Raw genomic sequence first — 8,326 nt, forward strand, 5'->3', positions numbered from 1 at the left:
CCTCACCGCCCTCACCACCGCCGTTCTCGCGAGCAGCGAATCCCTCCGCACCGGCGCCCCGTCCGGCCCTGTCTGCACCATCGCGGACCCGACGCCCCCGGACCAGCCCGTCCGCCCCCCCGCCAGCCACGAACAACCAAATTCAACTAGTTCATTCGCGCAAATAGCTGGCCTATGCCAGAGGCAAGGCTGGCATACCCAATTCAACGCCAACACGCCTGCCCGCACGACCAGTTGTGGCCACACAAGCCTCAAGTGGCCCATGTTTCTTACAGAGTTGAGACAGACAACTGTTCAACCCGTGGGTAAGGTAACCGTCACACAGAAAGATCAACGCAGCTCGCAGAGGCAGTCGGCGCTCCCCCACAGCACGCCGCACCCACGGGAGAGACCACGCGCGCCTCGCGCCGTACGGGGAGACTCCATGACACGAGCAGCACATCATCTGGCATATTCCACCGTTCGCAGGCGAAAAAGCGGACGCTCAATCTCTTTCACGCTCATCGCCGCCGCGCTCACCGCGACCACCCTCACCGCCTGCTCCACCAACGACAAGGCAGGCCCCGAGGCCACCCTCGAACCGACCGCCTCGGCAAAAGATCCGGCAGACAAGACCGCCACCGCCCCCAGCCCCACGGCCACAGATCCGGACGCCGCCCTGAAGAAGACCGTGCTCGACACCTACGACCGCATGTGGGACGAGCAGGTCAAGGCCTACGCCCAGGCCAGCATCAAGGGCACGGATCTGCGGAGGTTCTCCGCAGGGCCCGCGTTGGCGGATGCCGAGATCGCCATGGAGACCTACCGCGAGAAGGGCATCGTCGCGCAAGGCGCTCCCACGCATGACGTCACGATCACAGGGCTCAAGCCTGACAAGAAGGTGCCGTGGGCAAGCCTGACCGACTGCCTCGACACCGCCCCCTGGAAGCGCGTGTACGCGAAGACGGGCAAGTCCGTCGAGATGCCAAAGAGCCGCGTCCCGAAGTACGTGACGAAGGTCCAAGCCGAGAAGTGGGGGGCAACGTGGAAGATCGTCGAAGTCAAACCGTCCGCAACCTCCTGTTAGTTGGGGCTCTGAGTGCGGGACTCCTGTCACCCGTAACGGCGGCGCTGGCCGACATTCCCATGGGGGGCGGCTGCAACGCGCCGGATCCTTTCATCACCTGCGAGGCAAGCGGCGACGGCCACACCAGCGGGAGTGACCGCGCGGAAGGTGAACAGGCCCCAGCAGCGAGTGGAGGCAAGGGCGGCAAGCCATCAGACTGCAAAGTCAGAAGGCTCATCCCGCAGCCACCGCCAGATAGCGCCTTCTACAAGGGCGCAGGCAAGACGGTGTACGAGCGCGTCTGCTCTGGCGGAGGACCGACCGATCACTTTGCCGTTGACGAAGGCGCCGCCGTACCTGCGGTCGATCCGGCAGTCGTCGCTCAGCAGGCCGTGGACAAGATGAAGTTGGTCGGTCCGCGGGTCGCGAGTCCTCGGGTGGACGCGAAGTATGTGGTCGGGGTGCCGATGTGGTTGTGGGTGACGCCCAGTGCCACGACGTTCGGGCCGAACACGGCGAGCGCGTCGGCAGGTGGCGTAACGGTCACCGCGACGGCGCAGGTCTCGAAGATCGTGTGGGACATGGGGGACGGCGAGCGGGTCGTCTGTGACGGTCCGGGCACCCCGTTCAAGGACACGCGCAGTGGCGCGGAGTCGCCGGACTGCGGACACCTCTACCAGCAGCCTTCCACCCGGGAGCGGGGCGCGAAGTACCGGCTGTCGGCGGTGGCGTACTGGGACGTGTCGTGGCAGGCCAGCACCGGTGAGCAGGGGCAGATCCCGACGACGCGGCAGAGCGATGTTTCGTTCACGGTCGGTGAGTTGCAGGCGGTGGGCAGCTGACATGGGCCGCGGCGAGCAGCGAAGGAGAGGTGTGACGTGAGCAGGACGGAAGTGCCCGCGCAAACGGGTCCGACGACGGCCCCTGTCGTGGCGCCGCCGGTGGGTGCGCAGGCGAGGTGGCAGTCGCGTCGGCGTCGGCCGGGGATGGTGGCGGTTGCGGTGGCGTGTATTGCGGCGTGTGCGGTGGGCAACTACTGGTACTGGACGCAGAACGGGCAGCGCCAGCCGGTGATCGAGCTGGCCCGGGACGTCCCGGCCGGCAGTGTCATCAAGGACAGTGACCTGCGGGAGGCATCGGTCGCGCTGGATCCGTCGATGAGGGTGGTGGGGGTCCAGCAGCGCGAGGAGGTCGTCGGCATGCGCGCGGTGTCCGCTCTGCAGTCCGGTGCGCTGCTGCACCCCAGGCAGGTCACCCGCTCGACGCTGGTGCGGTCCGGGGAGCAGTTGGTCGGGATCGCGTTGAAGCCGGGGCAGTTGCCGGATTCGGCGCTGCGGCCGGGTGACACGGTGCAGGTGGTGTTCACCGGTGACGATCCGGCGGCCGCTGCGGCGAAGGATGCGGCGGGTCCTGCGTCGGTGCAGGCGCGGGTGGTGCGGGTGGGTGCGGCGCGGGAGTCGACGGGTGAGCGGGTGGTGGACGTTGCGGTGCCGCGGGCGCAGGGCGGGAAGTTGGCGGCTCAGGCGGCGTCCGGTGATGTGGCGCTTGCGGTGAACGGGGCGGGTGGCTGATGGCGGTCATCGCGTTAGCCGGCCTGCCTGGGGCGCCCGGTGTGACCACAAGTGCGTTGGCGTTGCTGCGGAGTTGGCCGCTGGAGGAGGGCCGGCGGATGCTGCTGGCCGAGTGCGATCCGGATGGTGGGGCTGTGCTCTCCGGCGCGCTGCAGGGCAGTCTTGCCGCGGATGTGAGTCTGCGGAATCTTGCGGTGTCGCTGCGGGGCGAACAGCCGTTGCGCGATGCGTTCTGGACGCAGCTGGTGCGCCTGTCGGATGATCACGGGCACGGTGACGGGCGGCATGTGCTGCTGCCCGGTCTGACCGAGCCGTCGCAGGCCGCGTCGCTGGCGCCGGAGTGGGCTCAGCTCGCGGAGTTGTTCGTGGTCATCGACCGGATGCCTGCGGACGCCCACGATGTGCTGGTCGATCTTGGCCGGAGCGGTGCGTACGGTCCGTCCCGGGTGCTGGCGCAGCGCGCGGATCTGGTGCTGCTGGTGGTGCGGGGCACGCTGCGGAGTGTGAACGCGGCCCAGGCGCGGGCCGGGATGCTGCGTCAGGTGGTGGAGAGTGATCCGGACCGGCCCACCCCGGCGCTCGGCATCCTGCTGATCGCCGAAGGGACTTACGGCCAGCGTGAGGTGGAGGAAGCGCTCCAGACGCGGGTGGTGGCGACGTTGCCGTACCGGCCGGGTGAGGCGGCGGTGCTGTCCGACGGTGCGCCGCAGGACCGCCGGTTCGTGCGGGGCTCGTTGCTCAGGGCGGCGCGGGAGGCGTGCACGCCGATCCGGCAGCAGGTGGCATCGCGGCGCCAGCGGTTGTACTCGCCGATGCAGCAGCGGCTGGCGGAGGTGCGGCGTGCGCGCTGAGCCCGTCTACAACGGCCCCCGCTCCACCCGCCACCCCGCGTCGGCGGACCCCAGGGCAATCCCGGTCGCCGGGGTGGTGCCGGGCTACGGCACGCCCGCAACTCCCGCTGCCACCGGTGCTGCTGTTGCCGCGGTGTCGGCCCCTGCCGGGGGTGGGCAGGGGGTGGACTACCGGGCGGCCCAGGAGATCAAGAAGATCGTGCTGGAGCGGCTGCACGAGGAGGGCAAGCACCGCACGCCGCTGTCCCCTCAGGGCACGGAGCAGCGGGGCCGGCATCTGATCAACGAGCAGGTGGCGATCTGGTCGGACGCGCAGGGCCTGTCGAGTGGCGGCACGCTTGGGCAGGCGGTCGAGCAGGACCTGGCCGCCCTGGCCTTCGACATGTGTTTCCGGGCCGGGCGGCTGCAGCGCTACCTCGATGACGAGCGGGTCGAGGACATCTGGCTGGAAGGCTTCGAGCGGGTCTTCCTCAAATACAGCGGCCGCCATGAGCCGGCCCGAGCGGGGCGGGTGGCGGACTCGGAGGAGGAACTGCAAGACCTGGTGCGGGACCTGATCCGGGCCTCCGGGCAGAACGGGCGCACGTTTTCCACCCACAGCCCGGACGTGGAGCTGCGGCTGCCCGACGGCTCCCGGCTGCAGGCGCTGGGTCCGGAGATCACCGGCGGGCGCACCCATGTGACCATCCGCCGCCACCGCCATCTCGACATCGACCTGGCCCGCCTCGTCGCGCTGGGCACCCTCAGCCTGGAGGCGGCGGATCTGCTGGCGGCCGCCGTGCACGGCCGGCTGAACGTGATGGTGGCCGGGGAGCAGGCGTCGGGGAAGACGACGCTGCTGCGCGCTCTGATCAAAGAGATTCCGCGCAGTCAGCGCTTCGGCACCGTGGAGACCACCTTCGAGGGGCTGGCGGATCCGGCGTTTCATGAGCATGTGGTGCCGATGGAGGCGCGGTTCTCCAACGGCGAGCGGATCGGCCCGGTGGGGGCGGCCGCGGGTGAGATCACGCTGATGGATCTGATGCTGCGGGCCAAGCGGATGTCGCTGACCCGCACTATCGTCGGTGAGGTCCGCGGCCCGGAGATCACCGCGATGATGCAGGCGATGACGTCGGACCGGCCCGGCAACATGTGCACGATCCACGCCTCCGAGCCGGCCGCCGTGTTCGACCGGGTCGCCGAGCTGTATCTGCTGGCGCAGGCCAACTTCACCCCCGAGCTGGCCTACCGGCAGATCGCCAACGGCCTGCACCTGATCGCGTTCTTGTCGGTCGACGACAGCACCGATGTCCCGCGCCGCTATCTCTCCCACCTGTGGGAGATCACCGGGATCGGGCACGACGGCCGGCCGATGTACAACGAGGTGTTCGGCCCGGCCGACGACCTGGACGGGCCGGCCGTGCCCAAGGGCGCGCTCAGCGAACGCCGGCGCCGCCGCCTGGAGCAGGCCGGCATGACCTCACCCCTGCTGTCCGCCCCGGCCCTCGCCTACGCCCAGGGGAGGCCGCTGTGATCACCAGCATGTGGTGGGTGGCCAACGGCGCCCTTCTCGGTCTCGGCATCGTCCTGGCGGTGGCCGGCTTTATCGGCACCACCACCCCCCAACGGCCGTGGCCGTGGCAGGGCGAGCGCGGCACGGTTGCCCGGCAGTTCGCCGCCCAGCGCCGTCTCCTGCTCGGCCTCGGTGGAGCGGCGCTGGTGGGGGTGTGGCTGGTCACCGGGATGGTGATGGCCGGGCTGATCGCCGGAGCGGTCATCGTGGGCGGGCCCTGGCTGCTGTCCGGGACCGCCCTGACCCGCACCCAGATCGCCCGCCGGGACGCGCTGGGCGACTGGGCGCAGCGGCTGTCGGAGATGGTGCGGCTCGGCAACGCCCTGGAGAAGGCGCTGATTGCCTCGCGCAAGCATGCGCCGGCCGCGCTGGCCGGGGAGGTCGGGGAGCTGGCGGACAAGGTGCAGGCGCAGTGGCCCACCCACGAGGCCCTCGCCGACTTCGCCCGCGGTTTCGACGACGTCACCGGGGACAAGGTGTGCTCCGCGCTGATCCTGGCCGCCCGCGACCCCGGCCCCGGCCTCGCCCAGGCCATGCAGGACCTGGCCGCCTCGGTCCGCGAGGAGGTCACGATGCGCCAGCGCATCGAGGCCGACCGACAGAAGACCCGCACCACGGTGCGCACCCTCACCGTGATCACGCTGGGGATCGTCGGGCTCGGGTTCACCGTGCCGCAGTACACCGGCGTGTACGCCACCGTGACGGGCCAGTTGGTGCTCGCCCTGCTGACGGCCGGGTTCGTGGCGACGCTGGTGTGGGTGCGCCGCTACGCCACCCGCGGGCACAGCGCCCGCGTCCTGGTTCCCGACCCCCGCAGCCCTGTCCGCACACCCCCACCAGCGGACGAGACGCTGCCCGCGCCACGAGCGGAGCTTTGATGAACACCTTCACCTGGGTCATCCTGTCCGGCGCGGTGGGCGGGGCAGGCGTGGCTTTGCTGGTCAATGAGGTGCTGCCGGCGGCTCCGAAACTCCGGCCGGCACTGGACCGCCTCAACCCGGCGCCCGCCCCACCCCGGCAGCCGAGCACCGAGACTTCGTCGGCGCAGGCGCAGGCGCAGGCGCAGCTGGGGGCGTGGCTCGTCAGAAGACTGCCCGTCCGCCTGCCCCGCAAGGACCTGGACCTGCTCGGGCAGAGCGCGGAGGCGTTCCTGCTCAACAAGGCACTGCTGGTACTGCTCGGGCTGTTCGCCCCCAGCCTGTTCACCGCCGCCTGGACACTGCTCGGCATCGGCGTGCCGCTGTACGCCCCCGCCGTCGTCGGCCTGATCCTCGCCGCGCTGTTCTGGTTCGTGCCCGACCTCATGATCCGGCGCGACGCGGCCACCGCGCGCGCCGAATGCGCGCACGCCATCGCCGTCTACCTGGAACTGGTCGCGCTGCGCCTGGCGGCCGGCATCGCCATCGAGTCCGCCCTCGAACAGGCCGCCCAGGTGGGCCGCGGCTGGGTGTTCCTGCGCATCCGGGACGCCCTGCTGCGCGCCCGCATCGAGCGCACCGCACAGTGGGCCGCCCTCAAGAACCTCGGCGCACGCCTCGACGTGCCGGTGCTTGCCGATGTCGCGGACTTCGTGCAGATGTCCGCCCAGGAAGGCGCCTCCGTCTACGACACCGTGCGCCACCGCGCCGCCAGCCTGCGCACCGAACAACTCACCACCGAGGCCGCCGCCGCCAACGCGGACACCGAGAAGATGCAGGCCCCCCTGGCCGTGCTGTGTGTCCTCATCATGGCGGCCCTGGCCTTCCCCGCCCTGCTCAACGCCTTCCACCAGAGCTCCTGAAGGAGACCCCCCATGTCTGACCTGTTCTTGAAGACCGGCCTGCTGCTCGCCCGGATCCCCGCCGCGATCAACCGCCGCATCGAGGAGGCCCACGAGGAGATCAACGAGCGCGGTGACCGCGGCGACAACCCCGTCGTCACCGTCATCCTGTGGGTGGCCGGGATCGGCATCGCGGTCACGATCGTCGCCGCGCTGGTCGCGCTCGGCAACCGGGCCAGCAGCAAGGTCGACAACGTCGACCTCGGCGGCTGAAACGGTCCACGCCGATGCTGCACAGAGTGCGAAGCGACCGCGGCTCGTCCCCGATCCAGCTCGCCATCCTCTTCCCCGCCGTCCTCCTCATCACGTTCACCCTCATCCAGGGCGTGCTGTGGGCCTATGCCCGCAACATCGCCTACACCGCCGCCCGTTCCGGAGTGGCCGCCGGACGCCTCTACGACGCCACCCCCGGCGACGGGACGGCGCGGGCCCAGCAGGCACTGGACGCGCTGGCGGGCAACCTGCTCACCGGCACCCAGGTCAGCACCGCCGGCAGCAGCCCGGACACGATGCGCGTCCACGTCACCGGGCAGGCGCTGTCGATGCTGCCCGGCTTCCACCTGACCGTGCACGCCACCGTGACCGGGCCCATCGAGCACTGGACCGTGAAGGGACAACGGTGACGCCACCCGACACGCCACGGCGCCCACCGTGGACCGAGGCACTGCACGGGGACCGGGGCAACGCGGCCATCGAGGCCGCCATCACCGTGCCGGTCCTGATCGTGCTGGTACTGCTGTTCATCGCCGGCGCCCGCCTCTCCCTGGCCGGGCAGAAGACCGACGCCGCAGCCCAAGCCGCCGCCCGCGCCGCCTCCTTGGAGCGCACCCCCGGCCAGGGCCAGGACGCCGCCCGGCAGGCCGCCCGGCAAGCCCTGTCGGGCGAGCAGCAGGCCTGCGCCAGCATCGAGGTCCGGGCCGACACCGCCGGCCTCGCGGTACCCGTCGGCACGGTGTCCGCGGTGACCGTCACCGTCGCTTGCCGCGTCCCGGTCGGGGATCTGGTACTGATCGGCGGCGGGCCCGGCGTGCGCACCGTGACCAGCTCCTTCACCTCGGTGGTCGACGCCTACCGAGGCCGGGGCCGCTCATGAACCGGATCCAACAGGGCTGCTGGTGGCGGCAGTTGCGCTTCGACGACCGCGGCGGGGTGAGCATCTTCGTCGCCGTCATCACCGGCCCCCTCATCCTGCTCGCCGGACTCCTCACGGTCGATGCGTTCGGCGCGCTGCGCGCCCGGCAGAACGCCGACGCCCTCGCCATCGAGGCCGCCCGCGCCGCCCAACAGGCCGTCGACCTCGACACCGCGATCCCCGCCCACGGCCTGCACGTGGACCCGGACGCCGCCACCGGCGCCGCCCATACCTACCTGGCCCGGGCCGGAGCCCGCGGATCGGTCCGCATCTGGGACGCCGGACGGCGGATCACCGTGACCGTCACCGGCAGCTACCACGGCCTGTTCTGGCCCCACACCTACCGCCATCAAGTC

The 8,326-nt window shown here is 70.8% G+C and carries 11 protein-coding genes; all 11 read left to right on the forward strand.

Annotated features, from left to right (window positions below; genetic code table 11):
• Positions 1-424: 424 nt before the first annotated feature.
• On the forward strand, positions 425-1,066 hold the full coding sequence (locus tag M4J07_RS45065) for a hypothetical protein (RefSeq protein ID WP_255982650.1): 642 nt from the start codon (positions 425-427) through the stop codon (positions 1,064-1,066).
• Positions 1,024-1,887 carry an ATP/GTP-binding protein gene (locus M4J07_RS45070; protein WP_255982652.1) on the forward strand — a complete coding sequence of 288 codons (864 nt, stop codon included), beginning with the start codon at positions 1,024-1,026 and terminating at the stop codon, positions 1,885-1,887. Before M4J07_RS45065 ends, M4J07_RS45070 begins: the two co-directional genes overlap by 43 nt.
• Before the next feature lie 183 nt (positions 1,888-2,070).
• Entirely contained in the window at positions 2,071-2,616 is a 546-nt protein-coding gene (locus M4J07_RS48085; RefSeq protein ID WP_308284829.1) for an SAF domain-containing protein, read from the forward strand.
• A gap of 98 nt (positions 2,617-2,714) precedes the next feature.
• Positions 2,715-3,467, forward strand: a complete 753-nt coding sequence (locus M4J07_RS45080; RefSeq protein WP_308284830.1) for a hypothetical protein — start codon at positions 2,715-2,717, stop codon at positions 3,465-3,467.
• Positions 3,457-4,980 carry a CpaF family protein gene (locus M4J07_RS45085; protein ID WP_255982656.1) on the forward strand — a complete coding sequence of 508 codons (1,524 nt, stop codon included), beginning with the start codon at positions 3,457-3,459 and terminating at the stop codon, positions 4,978-4,980. Before M4J07_RS45080 ends, M4J07_RS45085 begins: the two co-directional genes overlap by 11 nt.
• A complete protein-coding gene (locus M4J07_RS45090) occupies positions 4,977-5,897 on the forward strand; it encodes a type II secretion system F family protein (protein WP_255982658.1) in 921 nt (306 codons plus the stop codon). Before M4J07_RS45085 ends, M4J07_RS45090 begins: the two co-directional genes overlap by 4 nt.
• Positions 5,897-6,799 (forward strand): hypothetical protein, encoded by a 903-nt coding sequence (locus M4J07_RS45095; RefSeq protein WP_255982660.1) that lies wholly within the window; start codon positions 5,897-5,899, stop codon positions 6,797-6,799. The genes M4J07_RS45090 and M4J07_RS45095 overlap by 1 nt, the downstream gene beginning before the upstream one ends.
• A 12-nt stretch (positions 6,800-6,811) precedes the next feature.
• Positions 6,812-7,051 carry a hypothetical protein gene (locus M4J07_RS45100; protein ID WP_255982662.1) on the forward strand — a complete coding sequence of 80 codons (240 nt, stop codon included), beginning with the start codon at positions 6,812-6,814 and terminating at the stop codon, positions 7,049-7,051.
• A gap of 26 nt (positions 7,052-7,077) precedes the next feature.
• A complete protein-coding gene (locus M4J07_RS45105) occupies positions 7,078-7,461 on the forward strand; it encodes a TadE family protein (RefSeq protein WP_255982664.1) in 384 nt (127 codons plus the stop codon).
• Positions 7,458-7,931: a TadE/TadG family type IV pilus assembly protein gene (locus tag M4J07_RS45110; protein WP_255982666.1), complete on the forward strand. Its 474-nt coding sequence runs from the start codon at positions 7,458-7,460 to the stop codon at positions 7,929-7,931. Before M4J07_RS45105 ends, M4J07_RS45110 begins: the two co-directional genes overlap by 4 nt.
• The coding region (locus M4J07_RS45115) for a hypothetical protein (RefSeq protein WP_255982668.1) at positions 7,928-8,326 on the forward strand (399 nt) is incomplete at its 3' end. The genes M4J07_RS45110 and M4J07_RS45115, both read left to right, overlap by 4 nt.

Origin of the sequence: Streptomyces longispororuber (assembly GCF_024448165.1) — a bacterium.
GTDB lineage: Bacteria > Actinomycetota > Actinomycetes > Streptomycetales > Streptomycetaceae > Streptomyces > Streptomyces longispororuber_A.

Excerpts from the sequence above, each read along its gene's own strand:
- M4J07_RS45095 (WP_255982660.1), top strand. The coding sequence starts at position 5,897 with ATGAACACCTTCACCTGGGTCATCCTGTCCGGCGCGGTGGGCGGGGCA.
- M4J07_RS45065 (WP_255982650.1), top strand. The coding sequence starts at position 425 with ATGACACGAGCAGCACATCATCTGGCATATTCCACCGTTCGCAGGCGA.
- M4J07_RS45100 (WP_255982662.1), top strand. The coding sequence starts at position 6,812 with ATGTCTGACCTGTTCTTGAAGACCGGCCTGCTGCTCGCCCGGATCCCC.
- M4J07_RS45080 (WP_308284830.1), top strand. The coding sequence starts at position 2,715 with ATGCTGCTGGCCGAGTGCGATCCGGATGGTGGGGCTGTGCTCTCCGGC.